The organism is Salinimicrobium oceani (genome assembly GCF_012037645.1).
Genome location: NZ_JAAVJR010000784.1, coordinates 1 through 417 on the forward strand (window position 1 = coordinate 1; position 417 = coordinate 417).

The following is a 417-nucleotide window of genomic DNA, read 5'->3' on the forward strand; positions in this document are numbered from 1 at the left end:
ATGTTCACCTCGACCGTTCTCACCTGCGAAAGGTGATGGAGGAGTTTCATCCAAGACGGTAAAGGGATTCAAAATTCAGAATAGAAGATTAGGCCATATTTCAGGTCTACAACCTCAGCTTGAGCAGTTTCCAGTCTGCTTTGGAATTTGGTGCCTGGAATTTGGTGCTTAATTAAATGCTAAACCTCCCAATTTCCTTGGCTATGCTGCTTTTCCTGCTTAATTTAATGCGTAAATTCATAAACATGGAAACACTAAAATTCAGGAATGGAGATGAGATGCCGGCCATTGGTCTGGGCACCTGGAAATCAGAAAAAGGAAAAGTGGGAGAAGCGGTAAAGATCGCTCTTAATAATGGTTACCGGCACATAGATTGTGCGGCAACTTACGGTAACGAAGCTGAAATAGGTTCAGCTT

The 417-nt window shown here is 42.7% G+C and carries 1 protein-coding gene; it reads left to right on the plus strand.

Going from position 1 to position 417, the window contains the following annotated elements:
* Positions 1-245 precede the first annotated feature (245 nt).
* Positions 246-417: aldo/keto reductase (locus tag HC175_RS24440; protein ID WP_369074354.1), on the plus strand; the 172-nt coding region annotated here is incomplete at its 3' end.